Genomic DNA, 17,876 nt, shown 5'->3' with positions numbered 1-17,876 from the left:
CCGCCCCCTCGTCGGGGTGTGACGTAGGCTGGACGGACCGGCCGGGGGACGGCAGATCGACGACGAAGTGAGCTGACGTGACGCACTACATCTACCTGGTGCGCCATGGCGAGCACCAAGACGCAGAGCACGGACTCACCGACGGCCCCCTCTCTCCGCGGGGCCAGCGACAGGCCGCTCTGCTGGCCGACCGCCTGTCGGGTCTTCCCCTCGACGCCGTCTGGCACTCGCCCCTCGAACGCGCCGCGCAGACCGCGCGGGCCGTCGCCGAACGCCTGCCGTCGGTGGCGCCGGAGTCGTCGGCCCTGCTGTTCGACTGCATCCCGACGGGCATGACGCCCGAGACGCCCGCGGCCTACGAGCCTTTCTTCGGTTCGGTGACGGATGCCGAGATCGAGGCCGGACGCGCGCAGATGGCCGACGCCACGGCGGAGTTCCTCGCGCGCAAGGCCGGCGAGGTGCACGAGCTGGTCATCACGCACAACTTCGTCATCTCGTGGTTCGTCCGCGAGGTGCTGCAGGCCCCCGACTGGCGGTGGATGACGATCAACCAGGCCTACTGCGGCCTCACCGTCATCGCGCAGAAGAAGGGCCGCCCCTGGACGCTGCTGTCGCACAACGACCTGGCCCACCTGCCGGTCGAGCTGCGCACAGGGCTTCCCGACCCACTGCCGGTCTGAGCGGCGCGTCCGCCGATCGGGCGGAGTCCGCGTGCCCCACCGCGCCTAGGCTGGAGGCATGACGACACGCGTGGCCATCGTGGGCGGGACCGGCAAGCTCGGCGGGGTGATCCGCGAGGTGGTCGATGCCGAAGAAGAGTACGAGGTCGTCGCGGTCCTCACCTCGAAGTCGGCGATGAGCGAGCTCGACGGGGCCGACCTCGTCGTGGACGCCTCGACGCCCGCCGTGTCGATCGACATCGTGCGCGCGGCCGTCGAGCGCAAGATCAACGTGCTGGTGGGCACCTCGGGGTGGTCGAACGAGCGCATCGCCCTCGTGCGCCCGCTCGTGGAGGCCAGCGGTACGGGGGTCGTCTTCATCCCCAACTTCTCCCTCGGCTCGGTGATCGGCACCGCTCTCGCGGCCGCCGCGGCGCCGTTCTTCCCCTCGATCGAGATCATCGAGGCGCACCGCGAGACCAAGGTGGATTCGCCCAGCGGGACCGCCGTGCGCACCGCGGAGCTCATCTCCGCCGCCCGCGCCGAGGTCGGCCCGGTGGAGTCTCCTCACGTCGACCAGCGCGCCCGCGGGCAGCGCGTGGCCTCGGTGCCCATCCACTCGCTGCGGCGGCCGGGCGTCGTCGCCCGGCAGGAGACCGTGCTCTCGGGAGCGGGGGAGTCGCTCACGATCGTCCACGACACCATCGACCCGAAGGCGGCGTACGCCCCCGGCATCCGCATCGCCCTGGCGGCGGCACGTGAGGCGCGCGGCGTCGTCGTCGGCTTGGACAGCTTCATCGACATCGGCGTGCGCACCCGCCCCGCGAAGGCGGAGGCGCCCGTCGCCGACGGCGACGTGTCGGGTCAGGTCGCGAGCGTCACGAGCGCATGAAGGTCCGCGTCGCCGTCGCCGTGATGACGGTGCTGCTGCTGATGTACATCGTGCTCGCCGGACAGCGCGCCGTCGTGCTGCTCGGCAGCGGGCAGACCATCGGCGTGGTCATGGGCGTGGCGCTGCTCGTGCTGCCCTTGCTGGCGCTCTGGGCGATCGGCCGCGAGCTCTGGTTCGGCGTGCGGGCGCAGCAGCTGGGCGAACGGCTCGACGCCGAGGGAGGGCTTCCCGACGAAGACCTGCCCGTGCGTCCGAGCGGTCGGATCGAGCGTGCAGACGGCGACGCCCTCTTCCCGCGGTACCGGGCCGACGTGGAAGCGCACCCCGGCGACTGGCGTGCCCGTTATCGACTGGCCCTGGCGTACGACGCGGCGGGCGACCGCCGGCGCGCGCGCGAGGCCGTGCGCACCGCGGTGCGGCTCGAGACCGCCGAGCGCCGCGCGGCCTGACGCGACACGACGCCCTGGCCGCGCCGGGGCTCAGCGCGGTGGACGTGCCGTGCAGCACGCGCGTGCGGAGTGCGGAGATCTCCGGGTCTCGTCGCGCCGGGCAGCCATCGGCGAGACGGAGCTCGAGGTCGGCCCCGACGCGGAGGTCAGCCCCGCTGCAGCGAGGGCGACCCGATTCGGGCCGCCCTCGCCGCCGTCACGCGGCGTCGTGCGCCGGAACCGCCGAGGCCACGGCCTCTTCGACGGTGCGGTGGGTGAAGGTGAAGCCGCTCTCCTCGAGGACCGACGGCTTGACGTCGGCGTCGGAGGTGAGAAGGGCCTCGGTGGCGTCTTTTCCGAGCGCGAGCTTGACCGCGAAGACCGGGGCGCGCAGGGCGTAGGGCCTGTTCATGCGTCGGGCGAGCGCGAAGCCCAGGTCGTTCGCCGTCGCCCGCGTCGGTCCGGTGAGGTTCACGGGACCGACGATGTCGGAATCGATGACGTGGCGGATGGCGCGCACCTCGTCGTCGAGCGAGATCCACGGCCACACCTGCGTGCCGCGACCGATGGGACCGGAGACGCCGAGCTTGGTGAGCAGCAGCAGGGGCTTGAGCACTCCCTGCTCGTGGACGACCGGGGACGTGCGCAGCATGGCCACGCGCGCGTGGTCGCCGGCCTCGCGGGCGGCGGCCTCCCAGTCGACGCAGATGTCGGCGAGCAGGCCCGAGCCGCGCTTCGAGGTCTCGGTGAGCACCGCGCCGGGCTGGGATCCGTAGTAGCCCGTCGCGCTGGCGTTGATCAGCGCGGGGGCGTCGGCGCCGAGCGCCCGGACGGCGGCGGCGAGCGTGCGGGTCGGCGTGATGCGCGACCACAGCAGCGTGCTCTTGTACGACGGCGTCCACGGGAAGCGCCCGATCGATGCGCCGTTGAGGCACACCACGGCATCCGCCCCCGCCAAGACCTCCGGGTCGAGAGGCGCCGCGTCTTTCATCCACTGCACTTCATGCGACCCGGTGGGGGTGTGACGCACGAGAGAGGTGACCTCGACGCCGTCCGCGCGCAGCGAGTCGGCGAGGGCCGAGCCGATGAGGCCCGACGCGCCGGCGAGGACGACGCGTCGGGCGGGAGTCTCAGGCAAGCGTGGCCTCGAGGGTGATCTCGATGCCTGTCAGCGCCTGCGAGACGGGGCAGTTGGCCTTGGCATCGGCGGCGATCTTCTGGAAGGTCTCGTCGTCGAGTCCGGGCACGACGGCGTTGACGTTCAGGTGGCTGCCGGTGATGCCGGTGCCGGGCTTGAAGGTCACCGACGCGGTGGCGTCGACCGACTCGGGCGGGGTGCCGTTGTCGGCGAGGGCGTTGGAGAGAGCCATGCTGAAGCACGACGAGTGCGCGCCGGCGAGGAGCTCTTCGGGCGTCGTGACCGAGCTCGACCCTTCGCTGCGGGCCTTCCAGTTCACGTCGAACGTGCCGATGCCCGACGAGGTGAAGGTGACCTCACCCGATCCCTCGAACAGGCTGCCCTTCCAGGCGGTGGTGGCTTCGCTCGTGACGGCCATGGGAACCTCCGATAGTGTCCGCGACGGTCAGGGGCGACCGCGACGCGGCCAGCCTAACGAGGGCATCCGACACCCGGCGGGACTTGACAGCCCCTTCGTAAGCTCGCCGGTCAGGCGGCGGCCGGACCGCGCCGACCGACGAGGCCCGCACGCTGCAGCACGAGGTACAACTGGCATCCGAGGCACAGTCCGAACACCGCGTTCAGGAACGCTGCGGCGAAGGCCATCGCCGCGGCGATCGGCAGCGCCCAGGGGACCCCGGCGAGGTGCAAAAGCAGTCCCACCGCGGTGACGAACAGGCCGACGCCCTGGGCGAAGCGCGGCGGGCGCGGGTCTTCGAACTCGGTGGGAGGGGCCAGTCGGGGCTGCACCACGCGGCGGTACAGCACGCCCCACGGCGCGGTGCGGGGAGAGGCGACGCCCCACACGAACAACGCGGCGATCACGAGCATGAGCAGGAAGCCGGGGTCGGCGGCGCGGTCGAGCGGAGAGACCTGCTGCACGATCCAGCTTTCGGGCGCGAATCGCTCCTGCGCGAGCGGCTGGTAGGCGAACCACCCGATGGCGCCGCGCTGGGTCGAGACGCCGACGAGGGCGAGGGCGGTGGCCACGAGCAGGAGGACGGCGGTGATGGATGCCGCGAAGCGGGGGCCGCGGGCGTCGACGCGCGACACGTCAGGCACGGGTGGACTCCTTCTGCAGGGTGTCGAGTTCGCGTTCGACGACGTCGCGGGCGGGAACGCCGCCGAAGCGCGTGCGCACGATTCCGCGGCGGTCGAGCACGAGGGTCGTGGGCGTCTGCAGCACGCGGAAGTGCTGGGCGATGTCGGGCCGATGGGTGAGGTCGACGTCGAGGTGGCGGACGCCGTCGCGGGTGCCGGCGACGTCGGACAGCATCCGGTGCACCCCGGGGCAGCGCGAGCACATCTCGGTGCTGAACTGCAGCAGGGTGGCCTCGCCCCCGAGCGCGTCGACGCCCAGTCGCTGCGGGTCGACGATCTCGACGGAGTCGACGGCGCGGGCGCGGCCCTGACGACGGCGCACGACCAGACCGACGACCGTCGTCACGGCGACGAGCGCGACGAGCAGGAGGAGGGCGACGATCGGTTCCACGAGCGACAACGCTAATGCGCGTCGGCGGGGGAGGGGCCGATGAGTCCCTCCATGACGGCGATGCTCGGCGCCCTCTCGGCCGAGGGCCGCAGCCGCGCCCGTCCTCCCCAGCGGCGACCCGCGGCGCACTCTCCACGGATCGAGCCGTGGGCCCCGTCTTCACGCTCCGCCCGGGTATCGTGAGGGCCGTGACCGCCGAGATCCCGACGCCCTACGAAGACCTGCTCCGCGACGTGCTCGCCACCGGCGTGCACAAGTCCGATCGCACCGGAACCGGCACGACGAGCGTGTTCGGTCGACAGATCCGCTTCGATCTCGCCGAGGGGTTCCCCCTCATCACCACCAAGCGCGTGCACCTGAAGTCGATCGTCTACGAACTGCTGTGGTTCCTGCGCGGTGAGTCGAACGTGTCGTGGCTGAAGGACAACGGCGTCACCATCTGGGACGAGTGGGCGGATGCCGACGGCGAACTCGGCCCCGTATACGGCGTGCAGTGGCGCTCGTGGCCCACCTCCGACGGCGGCACGATCGACCAGATCTCGCAGGTCGTCGAGCAGATCCGTCGCGATCCCGACTCGCGTCGGCTCATCGTGTCGGCGTGGAACCCGGCCGACATCCCCGACATGGCGCTGGCACCCTGCCACGCGCTGTTCCAGTTCTACGTCGCCGACGGCAAGCTGTCGTGCCAGCTCTACCAGCGCAGCGCCGACATGTTCCTCGGCGTGCCGTTCAACATCGCCTCGTACGCCCTGCTGACCCTCATGGTGGCGCAGCAGACCGGGCTCGAGCCCGGCGAGTTCGTCTGGACCGGCGGCGACTGCCACGTCTACGACAACCACCGCGAGCAGGTCGCCGAGCAGCTCACGCGCGACCCCTACCCGTACCCGACGCTGCGCTTCGCCCGCACGCCCGCGTCGATCTTCGACTACACCTACGACGACATCGTCGTCGAGGACTACCAGCACCACCCGGCGATCCGCGGAGCCGTCGCGGTATGACCACCGTCGGCCTCGTCTGGGCGGAAGCCCACGACGGCGTGATCGGTGCAGACGGCGCGATGCCGTGGCACGTGCCCGAAGATATGGCCCACTTCCGCGAGGTCACCGGATCGGCCGAGGTCGTCATGGGGCGTCGCACCTGGGAGTCGCTCCCGCCGCGATTCCGCCCCCTGCCCGGTCGGCGCAACATCGTGGTGACGCGCTCCGCGGAGTGGGCGGAAGAGGGCGCCGTCCGCGCCGGGTCGCTCGACGAGGCCCTCGCCCTCACCACGGGCGATGAGGTCTGGGTGATCGGCGGAGGTATGCTCTACGCCGCCGCGATCGGTCGCGCCGACCTGCTCGAGGTCACCCGCCTCGACCTCGCCGTCGACGGCGACACGCGCGCCCCCTCGACCGAGGGGTGGAGCCGAGTCGCGGCCGACCCCGAAGAGGGCTGGCACACCTCGCGCAGCGGCATCCGGTATCGCTTCGAGACGTACCGCCGACCGGGGGAGTGACATGGCCACCGCGCTCATCACGGGAGCGAGCTCGGGCCTCGGCGCCGAGTTCGCCCGACAACTCGCCGCGCGGGGAGCGGGGCTCGTGCTCGTGGCGCGCGATCGCGTCGCGCTCGACGAGGTCGCCGCGGGGATCCGGGCGGCGCACGGCGTCGACGTCGAGGTGCTCGCCGCCGACCTGCTCGACGCCGACGCGCTCGCGACCGTCGAGCAGCGCCTGGCGGCCGGAGGGATCGACGTGCTCGTCAACAACGCGGGCTTCGGCCTCGACCTGGCCTTCGAGAAGAACCCCGTCGACGACGAGGTGCAGCACCTGCGTCTGCACGTCGAGGCGGCGATGAGGCTCATGCACGCCGCCCTGCCCGCGATGCTCGAGCGGGGGAGCGGGCGCGTCGTCAACGTCGCGTCAGTGGCCGGGTTCGTGCCGCGCGGCACCTACGGTGCGGTCAAGAGCTGGCTCATCTCGTTCAGCAGGTGGGCGAACGTCGTCTACGCGCCGCGCGGTGTCACCGTCACCGCGGTGTGCCCCGGGTTCGTCCACACCGACTTCCACGCCCGCCTCGGGCTGCCGCCGGGGCAGGAGGGCGTGCCGAACGGCATGTGGCTCGACGCCGCCACCGTCGTGCGCGAGGGGCTGCGCGACGCGGCCCACGGTCGGTCGGTCTCGGTCCCGTCGTGGCGTTACAAGGTGCTCGTCGCCGCATCGCGACTGCTGCCCGACGCGGTGGTGGTCGCCGCGGCGTCGCGCGGGCGCTGACGCGGCCGTCGCGTCGAGCCCGGCCCGGAGCGGCTCAGCGGAAGCGGCCGAGCCGGATTCCGGCCAGGGCGAGCGCGCCGATCGTCTCGCCGTCGGCGATCGTGCCGTCGGCCACGAGGGCGAGCGCCTCGGCGAACGGCACCCAGCGGACCGCGTCGATGCCCTCCTCGGACTGCGACTGCGTGGCATCCATCGTCTTCAGTCCTCTCGCGAGGAAGACGTGCTCGGGGGCGTCGGCGATGCCGTTGAGGGCGTTCATCCGGCCGAGGGAAATCCATTCGGATGCCGTGACCCCGGTTTCTTCGAGCAGCTCGCGCTTCGCGGCCACCAGCGGGTCCTCACCGTCGGAACCGCCCGCGGGGACCTCGAGCGAGCGCCCCGTCGTGTACCGCTCGAGCTCGACGAGGCAGACGCGATCCTCCTCGTCGAGGGCCACGACGAAGACCGCCGGATGCTGCATCCGCACCACGCCGTAGATGCCGTCGCCGTGCGGGCCGGTCACCTCGTCTTCGCGCACGTGGATCCAGCGGTTCTCGTAGACGGTGCGCGACGCGCGGGTGGTCCAGGCCATGACGCCACCCTAGGACGCGGCCCGCGTCACGGATTGTTCACCGACGCTGTGGACGACGCCGAGGGCGGACCTTCGCGAACCGATACCCTGGGAGCATGACGCACTCCGGCAATCCCTTCGGTCAAGTGCTCGTCGCGCTCATCACCCCGATGACCGCCGACGGCGAAGTCGATTGGCCCGCCACCGAGAAGCACATCGACGACGTCATCACCGCCGGGGCCGACGGCATCGTCGTCACGGGCACGACGGGCGAGACCTCCACCCTCACCGACCCCGAGAAGCTGCGTCTCGTCGAGGTCGGCAAGAGCGTGTCGGCCGGTCGCGCGAAGATCATCACCGGCGGTGGCTCCAACGAGACCGCGCACGCCATCGAGCTCTACAAGGCCAGCGAGAAGGCCGGCGCCGACGGCATCATGATCGTCACGCCGTACTACAACAAGCCCACGCAGGCCGGCATCCTGACGCACTTCCGCCTGGTCGCCGACGCGACCGACCTGCCGGTCATCCTCTACGACATCCCCGGCCGCACCGGTGTGCCCATCAAGTACGAGACGATCCTGCGCCTGGCCAAGCACCCCAACATCCTCGCGATCAAAGACGCCAAGGGCGACTTCAGCGAGGTCAGCCGCGTGCTCAACCAGACCGACCTCATGTACTTCTCCGGCGACGACGCCAACGTGCTGCCGCACCTGTCGATCGGGGCCTCCGGCCTCATCGGGGTGACCGCCAACATCGCCGCCGCGCCCTACCGCACCATCGTCGACGCCGTGAACGCCGGCGACCTCGCCTCGGCCACCGCCGCGCACAAGGGTCTCGAGCCGCTCGTGCGCGCCGTCATGACCCACGTGCCCGGCACCGTCGCTGCGAAGTACATCCTGCACGGCCTCGGCCGCATCGGCAGCCCCCGCGTCCGCCTGCCCCTCGTCGGGCCGGAGGAATGGGAAGCCGCTGTCATCGAAGACGAGCTGGCCCTCGTGAAGAACGTGGCCGGCGCCGACTTCTCCAACTTCCGCCCCGACCGCAACGCGGCCGCCGGCGGTGCCCTGCCGAAGGTGCACGGCACCACGAGATAAGCATCGGCGTCCGCCGAACCGCGGCCTGGGACGCCACACGAAGGGATGCCGCGAGGCGGCATCCGAGGAGGCTCATATGCCCGCTACCCCGTTCGACCCGCCCGCGCTCGCCGCCGGCACCCTCCGCGTCATCCCACTCGGCGGCCTCGGCGAAGTCGGTCGCAACATGACCGTGTTCGAGTACGAGGGCAAGCTCCTCGTCGTCGACTGCGGCGTGCTGTTCCCCGAGGAGCACCAGCCCGGCGTCGACCTGATCCTGCCCGACTTCGAGCCGATCAAGCACCGCCTCGACGACATCGTCGGCGTCGTGCTCACCCACGGCCACGAAGACCACATCGGCGCCGTGCCCTACCTGCTCAAGCTCAAGGGCGACATCCCCCTCATCGGCTCGGGCCTCACGCTCGCCCTCATCGAGGCGAAGCTCAAGGAGCACCGCATCCGTCCCTACACGCTGACGGTGAAGGAGGGACAGCACGAGAAGGTCGGGCCCTTCGACCTCGAGTTCATCGCCGTCAACCACTCCATCCCCGACGCCCTCGCCGTCGCGATCCGCACGCCCGCGGGCCTCGTGCTCGCCACCGGCGACTTCAAGATGGACCAGTTGCCGCTCGACGGTCGCATCACCGACCTCCGCGCCTTCGCGCGCCTCGGCGAAGAGGGCGTCGACCTGTTCCTGGTCGACTCCACCAACGCCGACGTGCCCGGCTTCACCCCCACCGAACGGGGCATCGGCCCGGTGCTCGACCAGGTGATCGCCAAGGCACCGCGCCGCGTGGTGGTGGCGAGCTTCTCGAGCCACGTGCACCGCGTGCAGCAGGTGCTCGACGCCGCTCACGCGAACGGCCGCCGCGTCGCGCTCCTCGGCCGCAGCATGGTGCGCAACATGGGCATCGCCGCCGACCTCGGCTACCTCAACGTGCCCGACGGCGTGCTCATCGACTACAAGAAGGCGCGCGACTTGCCCGACGACAAGATCGTCTACATGTCGACCGGTTCGCAGGGCGAGCCGATGGCCGTGCTCAGCCGCATGGCCAACCTCGACCACGCGATCGAACCGGGCGAGGGCGACACGATCATCTTGGCATCCAGCCAGATCCCCGGAAACGAGAACGCGATCTACCGCGTGATCGACGGGCTGACCAAGCTGGGCGCCACGGTGGTGCACAAGGGCAACGCCAAGGTGCACGTCTCGGGGCACGCCGCCGCCGGCGAGCTGCTGTACTGCTACAACATCCTCAAGCCCAAGAACGTGCTGCCGGTGCACGGCGAGTACCGCCACCTCATGGCGAACGCGAAGCTGGCGCGCGAGACCGGTATTCCGGAGGAGAACACGATCCTCGGCGAGAACGGCACCGTCGTCGACCTGCGCGACGGCGTCGCCAAGGTCGTCGGGCAGGTCGACATCGGCTTCGTGTACGTCGACGGTTCGTCGGTGGGCGAGATCACGGATGCCGATCTCAAAGACCGCCGCATCCTCGGCGAAGAGGGCTTCATCTCGGTCATCGTCGTCGTCGATTCGGCGACCGGCAAGATCGTGTCCGGCCCCGACATCCACGCGCGCGGCGTCGCCGAGGACGACAAGGTCTTCGACAGCGTCAAGCCGAAGATCGCCGCGGCCCTCGCCGAGGCCGCCACGTCGGGCGTCCGCGACAACCACGCGCTCTCGCAGGTCGTGCGCCGCGTGATCGGCCGCTGGGTCAACCAGTCGCTGCGTCGCCGGCCCATGATCGTTCCGATGGTCATCGAGGCCTGAGCGCCGACATCGCCTCACGAAGCGCCGCGGGTCCGCCCGCGGCGCTTCGTCGTTCCCGGCCCCCGCTCGGCGTCGACGCTCGCTATCATGCGGGCATGCCCGGTCTCCCGATCCGCGCGGCGATCGCCTCCGACGGCGCCTTCCTCGCCGACATGACGGTCGAGGCCGCCACCTGGCGCGCGGGCGCCGTCCGGCCCCGGCACGAGGTGCTGAGCAGCTCCGACCACCGGCGCTACGTCGCGGGGTGGATGCGTCCGGGTGACGCGGGCTTCGTCGCGGAGTCGCCGAGCGGCGAGCCGGTCGGGGCCGCCTGGTACCGCATGTTCCCGCGCGACGAGCCCGGCTTCGGGTGGATCGGCACGGGGGTTCCGGAGCTCATCATCGGCGTGCGTCCGCTCTGGCGCGCGCACGGGGCGGGCAGAGCGCTGCTCCAACGTCTCGACGACCATGCCCGCAGCCAGGGCTTCGCCCGCATCAGCCTCAGCGTCGAGCGCGACAACTACGCCGTCTCGCTGTACAGATCGGAGGGATTCGCCGTGGTGCGCCGGGGGATCGGTCGCGACGTCATGGCCAAGCGCCTGCGCTGAACCCCGCGTCGGTACGAGCGAATGTCGGAGGTCCGGCCTACCGTGGAGGAATGGCTCGTACCTCTTCACCGTCCGGCGGTCGCGCCCCTGCGAAGGGGTCGCCACGCGCCAAGGCCGCGGCGCCCGCGCCGAAGCGCTCGGCCCCGGCGCCGAAACGGTACGTCGACGAGCCCGAGAAGCCCGCCGTGGTGGTGCGCGCGTGGATGGCGGTGGCCCACGGTGTGGGCGGCATGTTCCGTGCGTTCGGCCCCGAGAACCTCGAGCGCGACCAGCGCCGCGACGGCTTCCCCTTCTTCCTGGTGGTCCTCGCCGTCCTCGGCGCCGTGGTCGAGTGGTTCTTCATCGGAACGGATGCCGCGACCCTGATCAGCGCATACAGCTTCGGCATGCTCTTCGGGCGGGTGGCGTTCTTCCTGCCCGTGCTCCTGCTACTGCTGGCGGGCTGGCTCTTCCGTCACCCCGCCTCGGTGCACGACAACGGGCGCGTCGGGATCGGCTTCGGGCTGTTCGTCGTGGTGCTCTCCGGGTTCTTGCACGTTGCAGGCGGTCGTCCCGCTCCGAGCGCCGGCGGTCCGCCGGTCCTGAGCCCCGCCGGCGGCATCGCCGGATGGATCGTCGGAGAGCCCCTCGCGCTCGTCCTCACCGATGTCGGCGCCTACATCGCCCTGTCGCTGCTGGCCGTGCTGAGCGTGCTCATCCTCACCAAGACCCCGCCGAACCGCATCGGGCGTCGCCTGGGCGACCTCTACGCGTGGATGTTCGGGGCCGAGCGCGTCGAACGCGACGACACCGCGACCACCAAGGTGCTCCCCGCCGACGAAGACGAAGAATCCGGCGAGAAGTCGCTGCCGTGGTGGCGGCGCAACAAGTCGGGCCGTGAAGAAGACGTCGACGGTTCCCTCGGTTCCGACGACCTCACCGAGCTGCTGTCGCCCGGCACGCCGGTGGGCGGTTTCGAGTCGGCGGTCGTCGCACCCGAGCCCGCTCCTGCGCGCGCGCACGCTCCCACCCCGCCGCCCGTTCCGCCGACGCCCGACGCCCTCACCGAGGTCTTCGACGCCAGCGCCCTGGCCGGCGCGGTATCGGGTCGCGGACTCCACGACGATTCCCCGCTCGAGACGCACGATGAGGAGCTTCCGGGCATCTCGGGACTCGGGGGCGACTCCGCGGGGGCGCCGCCGTCGGCGAACTACCGCCTGCCTGCTGTCACGGCCCTCGCCGCCGGTACCCCGCCGAAGGCGCGGTCCGCGGCGAACGACGCGGTGGTCAAGGCCATCGAGAGCGTCATGGAGCAGTTCAAGGTCGACGCCCGCGTCACCGGGTTCTCACGTGGCCCGACCGTGACGCAGTACGAGATCGAGGTCGGCCCGGGCGTGAAGGTGGAGCGCATCACCGCGCTGACCAACAACATCGCCTACGCCGTCGCCTCGAACGAGGTCCGCATCCTCGCGCCCATCCCGGGCAAGAGCGCGATCGGCGTCGAGATCCCCAACGCCGACCGCGAGATCGTCACGCTCGGAGACATCCTTCGCTCGGACGCCGCGACCACCTCCACGCACCCGATGACCATCGGCGTGGGCAAAGACGTCGGCGGCGGATTCGTCGTGGCCAACCTCGCGAAGATGCCCCACCTCCTCGTGGCCGGTTCCACGGGTTCGGGTAAGTCGAGCTTCGTGAACTCGATGATCACGAGCCTGCTCATGCGGGCGAAGCCCTCCGACGTGCGCATGGTGCTCATCGACCCCAAGCGCGTCGAGCTGACGTCCTACGCGGGTGTGCCGCACCTGATCACCCCCATCATCACGAACCCCAAGAAGGCCGCCGAGGCGCTGCAGTGGGTCGTGAAAGAGATGGACATGCGGTACGACGACCTCGCCTCGTTCGGCTTCCGCCACATCGACGACTTCAACAAGGCGGTCGTGGCGGGCGAGATCAAGCTGCCGGCGGGCAGCGAGCGGGTGCTCAAGCCGTACCCCTACCTCCTGGTGGTCGTCGACGAGCTCGCCGACCTCATGATGGTCGCCCCGCGCGACGTCGAGGATTCGATCGTCCGCATCACCCAGCTGGCCCGCGCGAGCGGCATCCACCTGGTGCTGGCAACGCAGCGCCCCTCGGTCGACGTCGTCACCGGTCTCATCAAGGCGAACGTGCCCTCGCGCCTCGCGTTCGCCGTGACCAGCGTCACCGACTCGCGCGTCATCCTCGACCAGCCCGGCGCCGACCGCCTGATCGGTCAGGGCGACGGACTCTTCCTGCCGATGGGCGCCTCGAAGGCCGTACGCGTGCAGGGCGCCTGGGTGAGCGAGCAGGAGATCGAGAAGGTCGTCGCTCACGTCACCCAGCAAGCCCGTCCCGAGTACCGTGCCGACGTGCAGGCGACGGCCGAGAAGAAAGAGATCGACGCCGACATCGGCGACGACCTCGAGTTGCTGCTCGCCGCCGCCGAGCTGGTCGTGTCGACGCAGTTCGGGTCGACCTCGATGCTGCAGCGCAAGCTCCGCGTGGGGTTCGCCAAGGCCGGCCGACTCATGGACCTCCTCGAGTCCCGCGAGATCGTCGGGCCCTCCGAAGGCTCCAAGGCGCGCGACGTGCTGGTGACCAACGAGCAGTTGCCCGCCGTCATGGCGCGTCTGCGCGGCGACGATGCGCCCCCGGCCGCCCCTGCGGCGAGCGACGACGACCGCTACGGTGAAGATCCGATCGAGGCGCAATTCGAGGGTCTCCCCGTCGTGAACGCCGACGACGACGAGGGCAACGAAGACGCCTGGCAGCTGACAGGACGCGACTGATGGCCGTTCACCCGCAACTTCCCAACGCCATCACGATCGCGCGCATCATCTGCGCGCCGATCTTCCTGTGGTTGCTCCTCGCCGACGCGGGCGCCGACGGCGGTCTACGGTGGGCCGCGGCGATCCTGTTCATCGTCGCCATCGCGACCGACGGCATCGACGGCTACATCGCCCGCAAGTACAACATCGTCAGCGACCTGGGCAAGCTGCTCGACCCGATCGCCGACAAGGCGTTGACGGGGCTCGCGTTCGTCGGGCTCTCGATCCTCGGCGAACTGCCGTGGTGGATCACGATCGTCGTGCTCGTGCGCGAGATCGGCATCACCGTGTACCGCTTCATCGTCGTCAGCGATCACGTGCTCGCCGCTGCGTGGATGGGCAAGCTCAAGACGGTGTTCCAGGCCGTCGCGCTGTCGATCGCGCTGATCCCGTTCGCGACCTTCTCCGATTCCGCCGTGTGGCAGGGCGTCGTGTGGTGGGCCGGCGTCATCACCATGACGATCGCCGTCCTGCTGACCATCGCTTCCGGAATCGACTACGTCGTGACCGAGGTGCGCGCCGCGCGTCAGCGGCGCGGCACGCGATGATCGACGGGGTTCCCGACGATCTCGACGAGACCGTCGTGCGGACGCCGTTCGAGAGCGCCTCGCTGCTGCTCGACCGGCTGGCCGAGCTCGGGTGGACCGTCGCGGTCGCCGAGTCGCTGACCGGTGGGCTCGTCGTCTCGTCGCTGGTCGATGTCCCCGGTGCCTCCCGCGTCGTCCGCGGGGGAGTGGTCGCGTACGCCACGGATCTGAAGCACGGGGTGCTCGGCGTCGATCAGGCCCTGCTCGACGCGCACGGGGCGGTACATCCGCGCGTGGCGCGGCAGATGGCTCGGGGCGTGCGCGATGCGCTGGGCCGTGACGGCGTCGCCGCCGACGTCGGCATCGCGACCACGGGGGTGGCAGGTCCCGACGAGCAAGACGGCCAGCCGGTCGGCACCGTGCACATCGCGGTGTCGACGCCGCTCGGCACCCGGGTCGACTCGCTCGTCATCGCCGGAGATCGGGATCGCATCCGCCGCGAGACGGCTCATCTGGCCGTCCGCCGGGCGTTGGCGGCCCTCTGAAACGGGCATCACGGAAACCGCGCGGAATGCGGGGAACAAATGATGTCACATCGCGGTTTCGTTGAGCGATTCCCATCCTGTCCACAGCGCGCGGCGTTAGGGTGACCACACGGTGTTTTTCAGTTGTCCAGTCGGACAGCGACGGAATCAGCAGTGAGGAGGGCCCCCAAATGATCCTGGTTCGTCAAGAGATCGGCGAAGTCCTGCGTGACCTCCGCCAGCAGAAGGGGCGCACCCTCCGCCAGGTCGCCAGTCGGGCGAGTGTTGCTCTGGGCTACCTCAGCGAGGTCGAGCGCGGCCAGAAGGAGGCGTCGAGCGAGATCCTCGCCTCCGTCGCCGAAGCGCTCGATGTTCCGATCTCCACCATCATGCGTCAGGTCGGCGACCGTCTCTCGGTTCTCGAAGGCCTGCAGACCTTCCCCGACGTGGTTCCCGACGAACTCGTCGCGTCGGTCGAGCCCGAGCTCTCGCTGCGCTGAGTCGGCGCCGCCCATGCGTCGCAGTGAGTTCGATCGCGCCGTCTCCGACGAATTCGGGGCGCGCGGAGGGTCGCTTCTGACCGACCTCGTGTTGTCGGCTGTGGGGGGACGGACGAGTGCGGACGCCCTCGCCGCCGGCGTCGATCCGCGCGACGTGTGGCTCGCCCTCTGCGAAGAGACGGACGTCCCCCGCGAGCGGCGTTACGGCGTCGGCAGGCTCGAACCCCGCCGTTCGTGAGTGACACGCCGAACCCGCCGGTGTTCGGTTCTCGATCGACTTGGGTCGGCGTGTCATCGAATCTTCGTTCGATTCCGTCGTAGGCTTCTTCACAACAGGGTTTCTGTCGCGTTCATCCCCATTTCGAGGGGTCTCCGGAGTCAATGTCGGAGGTCCTCCCTAACGTGGTCAACGTCGAACGACACTCTGAACGCCTTGTCGTGTGATCCCACCGTCGGTGGGGGCGCGACAGCCTATAGGCGACCGGAACGCGAGAGAAAGAAGACGTCATGCCCTCACCCGCAGAGCGCGAAAAGGCCCTCGAGTCGGCGCTTGCCCAGATCGATCGGCAGTTCGGAAAGGGCTCGGTCATGCGACTGGGCAGCGACGAGCGCGCGCCCATCGAGACCATCCCCACCGGTTCCGTCGCCCTCGACGTCGCCCTCGGCATCGGCGGGCTTCCCCGCGGCCGCATCATCGAGATCTACGGCCCCGAGTCGTCCGGAAAGACGACTCTGACGCTGCACGCGATCGCCAATGCGCAACGCGCGGGCGGTATCGCCGCCTTCATCGACGCCGAGCACGCTCTCGACCCCGAGTACGCCAAGAAGCTCGGCGTCGACATCGACGCCCTCCTGGTGTCGCAGCCCGACACGGGCGAGCAGGCGCTCGAGATCGCCGACATGCTGATCCGCTCCGGTGCGATCGACCTCGTCGTCATCGACTCGGTCGCGGCGCTCGTTCCCGAGGCCGAGATCAAGGGCGAGATGGGTGACTCTCACGTCGGTCTGCAGGCCCGCCTGATGTCGCAGGCCCTCCGAAAGCTCACCGGTGGCCTGAGCAACACGAAGACGACGGCGATCTTCATCAACCAGCTCCGCGAGAAGATCGGTGTCTTCTTCGGTTCGCCCGAGACCACCGCCGGTGGAAAGGCGCTGAAGTTCTACGCTTCGGTGCGCCTCGACATCCGTCGTATCGAAACGCTGAAGGACGGCACCGAGGCTGTCGGAAACCGTACGCGCGTCAAGGTCGTCAAGAACAAGATGGCACCGCCGTTCAAGCAGGCCGAGTTCGACATCCTCTACGGCGTCGGCATCTCGCGCGAAGGAAGCCTCATCGACTTCGGCGTGGAGCACGCCATCGTCAAGAAGTCGGGCGCGTGGTACACCTACGAGGGCGAACAGCTCGGTCAGGGTAAAGAGAACGCGCGTAACTTCCTCATCAAGAATCCCGACATCGCGGCCGAGATCGAGAACAAGATCAAGACCAAGATGGGTATCGGTGGGGTTCCGGCCGTCACCGAGACGGAAGACGAGCTGGCTGCACGCCGCCCGGCCTGATGACCGACGATCAGCGAAGCGGGGGTCGTCGCCCGTCCAGTGCGACCGGCGACGACCTCGCTCCCGTCATTCCCCTGTTCGGTGGTTCCCGCAGTGCGTCGGCGCAGGGTTCCGGCCCCGTTGTTGCGCGCTCATCGCAGCGTGACGACGTTCGGGATCAACCGTCAGGGGTGTCGGTCGGTCGCCCGTTCCTTGACGTGTCCGACATCGCCGACTCCTCTGACGAACCCGGCGAATCCGTCGAGACGGATGACGAGATGCGCGAGAGGGCGGAGGCCGCGCTGCTGCGCAAGCTCCGATCCCGCTCCCTCTCTCTCGCCGAAGCGCGCACCGTGCTGCGCGGTGTCGAGGGGGCAGACGAGATCGTGATCGAAGAGGCCATCGAGCACTTCGTCGACCTCGGCTACCTCGACGACGCCGCCTTCGCCGATCAACTGGTGATGTCGGCCGTCGAACGTCGGGGCGAGGGGCGCCGCGCAGTCGCCGAGACCCTGCGCAAGCGAGGGATCCCGCGAGACGTGGCCGACATGGCCCTCGAGGCTCTTCCCGACGACGACGCCGAGCGTGCGCTGGAGTTCGCCCGGTCGAAGGCGCGGTCCGTCGGTGGCAAAGACGACGAGGCGTCGCTCCGGCGCCTGGCCGGCCAGCTCGCTCGGCGCGGCTATCCGTCATCTGTGGCTCTCACGGCGGCACGGACCGCGCTGCGTGAGGTCGGGATCGGGGCGGGGCGTTCTCGACCCGGTCCGCGTCCGATGCCGGGTGTGCGCTTCACCCCCGACGAGTAGAAGCGCCGCACCGTCGACCAGTGGTCGGCGAGCGTGGGGTGCGTCCGACGCGTCCGCGAGCGTTCGGTGCAACGGGCCGGCGTCACTGCCCGCTCGGCCGAGTCCCGAGAGTCAGCCGCAGCGGGCGGGATTAGCCGCCCACCGGCCCGCTCCGGCCGGTGCGGCGGACGGTCGTCACCGCCCGCTCGGCCGAGACCCGAGTCGGGAATCGTCGCTTCTCCGCCCCTCCGCGATCAGGCGCCCCAGCTCGCGACGGGTGGCAGCCCCCACC

General features: G+C 70.2%; 21 protein-coding genes. 16 read left to right on the top strand and 5 right to left on the bottom strand.

Annotated elements, in window-relative coordinates; all coding sequences use genetic code 11:
- Positions 1–77 precede the first annotated feature (77 nt).
- From RWH43_RS00260 to RWH43_RS00250, 3 genes are read left to right on the top strand one after another with little or no spacing between them, the layout of a single operon-like run.
- Complete coding sequence (locus tag RWH43_RS00260) at positions 78–680, top strand: histidine phosphatase family protein (RefSeq protein ID WP_144828344.1); 603 nt, start codon at positions 78–80, stop codon at positions 678–680.
- Between the two features lie 58 nt (positions 681–738).
- Positions 739–1,551, top strand: a complete 813-nt coding sequence (gene dapB, locus RWH43_RS00255) for a 4-hydroxy-tetrahydrodipicolinate reductase (protein ID WP_316000356.1) — start codon at positions 739–741, stop codon at positions 1,549–1,551.
- Positions 1,548–2,000 carry a hypothetical protein gene (locus RWH43_RS00250; protein ID WP_316000355.1) on the top strand — a complete coding sequence of 151 codons (453 nt, stop codon included), beginning with the start codon at positions 1,548–1,550 and terminating at the stop codon, positions 1,998–2,000. The genes dapB and RWH43_RS00250 overlap by 4 nt, the downstream gene beginning before the upstream one ends.
- A 196-nt stretch (positions 2,001–2,196) precedes the next feature.
- Here the strand turns inward: RWH43_RS00250 and RWH43_RS00245 are convergent, their stop codons facing one another.
- The 4 genes from RWH43_RS00245 to RWH43_RS00230 all read right to left on the bottom strand — a co-directional run bounded on the left by RWH43_RS00245 (position 2,197) and on the right by RWH43_RS00230 (position 4,648).
- The gene (locus RWH43_RS00245; RefSeq protein WP_316000354.1) at positions 2,197–3,117 is read right to left on the bottom strand and encodes a TIGR01777 family oxidoreductase; all 921 of its coding nucleotides are present in this window, start codon (positions 3,115–3,117) and stop codon (positions 2,197–2,199) included.
- Complete coding sequence (locus tag RWH43_RS00240) at positions 3,110–3,535, bottom strand: OsmC family peroxiredoxin (RefSeq protein ID WP_144828335.1); 426 nt, start codon at positions 3,533–3,535, stop codon at positions 3,110–3,112. The genes RWH43_RS00245 and RWH43_RS00240 overlap by 8 nt, the downstream gene beginning before the upstream one ends.
- A gap of 110 nt (positions 3,536–3,645) precedes the next feature.
- A complete protein-coding gene (locus RWH43_RS00235; protein ID WP_316000353.1) occupies positions 3,646–4,218 on the bottom strand; it encodes a DUF4395 domain-containing protein in 573 nt (190 codons plus the stop codon).
- Complete coding sequence (locus RWH43_RS00230) at positions 4,211–4,648, bottom strand: TlpA family protein disulfide reductase (RefSeq protein WP_154095921.1); 438 nt, start codon at positions 4,646–4,648, stop codon at positions 4,211–4,213. Before RWH43_RS00230 ends, RWH43_RS00235 begins: the two co-directional genes overlap by 8 nt.
- 188 nt (positions 4,649–4,836) lie before the next feature.
- Between RWH43_RS00230 and RWH43_RS00225 the strand changes: the two genes are divergently transcribed.
- From RWH43_RS00225 to RWH43_RS00215, 3 genes are read left to right on the top strand one after another with little or no spacing between them, the layout of a single operon-like run.
- Positions 4,837–5,646 carry a thymidylate synthase gene (locus tag RWH43_RS00225; protein ID WP_144828327.1) on the top strand — a complete coding sequence of 270 codons (810 nt, stop codon included), beginning with the start codon at positions 4,837–4,839 and terminating at the stop codon, positions 5,644–5,646.
- Positions 5,643–6,143 (top strand): dihydrofolate reductase, encoded by a 501-nt coding sequence (locus tag RWH43_RS00220; RefSeq protein WP_154095919.1) that lies wholly within the window; start codon positions 5,643–5,645, stop codon positions 6,141–6,143. The genes RWH43_RS00225 and RWH43_RS00220 overlap by 4 nt, the downstream gene beginning before the upstream one ends.
- A gap of 1 nt (position 6,144) precedes the next feature.
- The gene (locus tag RWH43_RS00215) at positions 6,145–6,900 is read left to right on the top strand and encodes an SDR family NAD(P)-dependent oxidoreductase (protein ID WP_144828321.1); all 756 of its coding nucleotides are present in this window, start codon (positions 6,145–6,147) and stop codon (positions 6,898–6,900) included.
- A gap of 34 nt (positions 6,901–6,934) precedes the next feature.
- Here the strand turns inward: RWH43_RS00215 and RWH43_RS00210 are convergent, their stop codons facing one another.
- Positions 6,935–7,471 (bottom strand): NUDIX domain-containing protein, encoded by a 537-nt coding sequence (locus tag RWH43_RS00210; protein ID WP_144828318.1) that lies wholly within the window; start codon positions 7,469–7,471, stop codon positions 6,935–6,937.
- 95 nt (positions 7,472–7,566) lie between these two features.
- Between RWH43_RS00210 and dapA the strand changes: the two genes are divergently transcribed.
- From dapA to RWH43_RS00160, 10 genes are all read left to right on the top strand, one after another.
- Positions 7,567–8,544 (top strand): 4-hydroxy-tetrahydrodipicolinate synthase, encoded by a 978-nt coding sequence (gene dapA, locus RWH43_RS00205; RefSeq protein WP_058232286.1) that lies wholly within the window; start codon positions 7,567–7,569, stop codon positions 8,542–8,544.
- Between the two features lie 76 nt (positions 8,545–8,620).
- Positions 8,621–10,297: a ribonuclease J gene (locus tag RWH43_RS00200; protein ID WP_316000352.1), complete on the top strand. Its 1,677-nt coding sequence runs from the start codon at positions 8,621–8,623 to the stop codon at positions 10,295–10,297.
- A gap of 95 nt (positions 10,298–10,392) precedes the next feature.
- The gene (locus tag RWH43_RS00195) at positions 10,393–10,884 is read left to right on the top strand and encodes a GNAT family N-acetyltransferase (protein WP_144828312.1); all 492 of its coding nucleotides are present in this window, start codon (positions 10,393–10,395) and stop codon (positions 10,882–10,884) included.
- 50 nt (positions 10,885–10,934) lie between these two features.
- The gene (locus tag RWH43_RS00190) at positions 10,935–13,673 is read left to right on the top strand and encodes an FtsK/SpoIIIE family DNA translocase (RefSeq protein ID WP_144828309.1); all 2,739 of its coding nucleotides are present in this window, start codon (positions 10,935–10,937) and stop codon (positions 13,671–13,673) included.
- Entirely contained in the window at positions 13,673–14,260 is a 588-nt protein-coding gene (pgsA, locus tag RWH43_RS00185) for a CDP-diacylglycerol--glycerol-3-phosphate 3-phosphatidyltransferase (RefSeq protein WP_144828306.1), read from the top strand. The genes RWH43_RS00190 and pgsA overlap by 1 nt, the downstream gene beginning before the upstream one ends.
- Positions 14,257–14,784, top strand: a complete 528-nt coding sequence (locus RWH43_RS00180) for a CinA family protein (protein WP_144828303.1) — start codon at positions 14,257–14,259, stop codon at positions 14,782–14,784. Before pgsA ends, RWH43_RS00180 begins: the two co-directional genes overlap by 4 nt.
- Positions 14,785–14,954: 170 nt before the next feature.
- Complete coding sequence (locus RWH43_RS00175; protein WP_055957830.1) at positions 14,955–15,263, top strand: helix-turn-helix domain-containing protein; 309 nt, start codon at positions 14,955–14,957, stop codon at positions 15,261–15,263.
- Between the two features lie 13 nt (positions 15,264–15,276).
- A complete protein-coding gene (locus RWH43_RS00170; protein WP_144828300.1) occupies positions 15,277–15,501 on the top strand; it encodes a DUF3046 domain-containing protein in 225 nt (74 codons plus the stop codon).
- Positions 15,502–15,770: 269 nt separating this feature from the next.
- Positions 15,771–16,820, top strand: a complete 1,050-nt coding sequence (recA, locus tag RWH43_RS00165; RefSeq protein WP_144828297.1) for a recombinase RecA — start codon at positions 15,771–15,773, stop codon at positions 16,818–16,820.
- Between the two features lie 170 nt (positions 16,821–16,990).
- Complete coding sequence (locus RWH43_RS00160) at positions 16,991–17,605, top strand: regulatory protein RecX (RefSeq protein ID WP_316000351.1); 615 nt, start codon at positions 16,991–16,993, stop codon at positions 17,603–17,605.
- Positions 17,606–17,876: the final 271 nt, after the last annotated feature.

It is taken from the genome of Microbacterium algihabitans (assembly GCF_032464975.1).
GTDB classification, from domain to species: Bacteria; Actinomycetota; Actinomycetes; order Actinomycetales; family Microbacteriaceae; genus Microbacterium; species Microbacterium algihabitans.
The sequence above is the reverse complement of the archived record's forward strand: the minus strand, read 5'-3'. Positions and strand labels throughout refer to the sequence as shown.

Excerpts from the sequence above, each read along its gene's own strand:
- RWH43_RS00170 (WP_144828300.1), top strand. The coding sequence starts at position 15,277 with ATGCGTCGCAGTGAGTTCGATCGCGCCGTCTCCGACGAATTCGGGGCG.
- RWH43_RS00195 (WP_144828312.1), top strand. The coding sequence starts at position 10,393 with ATGCCCGGTCTCCCGATCCGCGCGGCGATCGCCTCCGACGGCGCCTTC.
- recA (WP_144828297.1), top strand. The coding sequence starts at position 15,771 with ATGCCCTCACCCGCAGAGCGCGAAAAGGCCCTCGAGTCGGCGCTTGCC.
- RWH43_RS00215 (WP_144828321.1), top strand. The coding sequence starts at position 6,145 with ATGGCCACCGCGCTCATCACGGGAGCGAGCTCGGGCCTCGGCGCCGAG.
- RWH43_RS00240 (WP_144828335.1), bottom strand. The coding sequence starts at position 3,535 with ATGGCCGTCACGAGCGAAGCCACCACCGCCTGGAAGGGCAGCCTGTTC.
- RWH43_RS00210 (WP_144828318.1), bottom strand. The coding sequence starts at position 7,471 with ATGGCCTGGACCACCCGCGCGTCGCGCACCGTCTACGAGAACCGCTGG.
- dapB (WP_316000356.1), top strand. The coding sequence starts at position 739 with ATGACGACACGCGTGGCCATCGTGGGCGGGACCGGCAAGCTCGGCGGG.
- RWH43_RS00220 (WP_154095919.1), top strand. The coding sequence starts at position 5,643 with ATGACCACCGTCGGCCTCGTCTGGGCGGAAGCCCACGACGGCGTGATC.
- RWH43_RS00190 (WP_144828309.1), top strand. The coding sequence starts at position 10,935 with ATGGCTCGTACCTCTTCACCGTCCGGCGGTCGCGCCCCTGCGAAGGGG.
- RWH43_RS00250 (WP_316000355.1), top strand. The coding sequence starts at position 1,548 with ATGAAGGTCCGCGTCGCCGTCGCCGTGATGACGGTGCTGCTGCTGATG.
- RWH43_RS00200 (WP_316000352.1), top strand. The coding sequence starts at position 8,621 with ATGCCCGCTACCCCGTTCGACCCGCCCGCGCTCGCCGCCGGCACCCTC.
- RWH43_RS00180 (WP_144828303.1), top strand. The coding sequence starts at position 14,257 with ATGATCGACGGGGTTCCCGACGATCTCGACGAGACCGTCGTGCGGACG.
- pgsA (WP_144828306.1), top strand. The coding sequence starts at position 13,673 with ATGGCCGTTCACCCGCAACTTCCCAACGCCATCACGATCGCGCGCATC.
- dapA (WP_058232286.1), top strand. The coding sequence starts at position 7,567 with ATGACGCACTCCGGCAATCCCTTCGGTCAAGTGCTCGTCGCGCTCATC.
- RWH43_RS00175 (WP_055957830.1), top strand. The coding sequence starts at position 14,955 with ATGATCCTGGTTCGTCAAGAGATCGGCGAAGTCCTGCGTGACCTCCGC.